1 protein-coding gene is annotated in these 344 nt (G+C 38.1%); it reads right to left on the bottom strand.

Translation table 11 applies throughout. The annotated features are described in order from the left end of the window. Window positions 1–344, bottom strand: a 344-nt coding sequence (locus Z054_RS29745) for a SusD/RagB family nutrient-binding outer membrane lipoprotein (RefSeq protein ID WP_035094048.1), incomplete at both ends; no start/stop codon positions are given.

The following is a 344-nucleotide window of genomic DNA, read 5'->3' as shown; positions in this document are numbered from 1 at the left end:
TATTCTCTAATAGGGTATTTTATTCTTCTTGGAATAGGATTACCTTCTGAGCTATCGTTTAAATTAGGGAAACCTAATCTTCTATAACTTGACCATCCTTCAAAACCTCTATTATAAAAAGCGATCCACTGCTGAGTTCCTATCTTTTGTCTATAGTTTCCAGTTGCAGTTGTGTATGCCACACTTGCTTGTCCCAGATAGGTTGTTGCATCACCAGATGAACCTCCCCAATACGTAATAGATGCTGTAATCGCATTATTATAATGATTTTCTGCATCTGCCGGAGATCCAACTAAAGAACGTTCTGCAGCTTCTGCCAATAAAAACTCTACTTCTGCATAGTC

The organism is Aquimarina macrocephali JAMB N27, assembly GCF_000520995.1.
Taxonomy (GTDB): domain Bacteria; phylum Bacteroidota; class Bacteroidia; order Flavobacteriales; family Flavobacteriaceae; genus Aquimarina; species Aquimarina macrocephali.
Note: the sequence above shows the minus strand (reverse complement) of the source record. Positions and strands in the feature narration are given on the sequence as shown.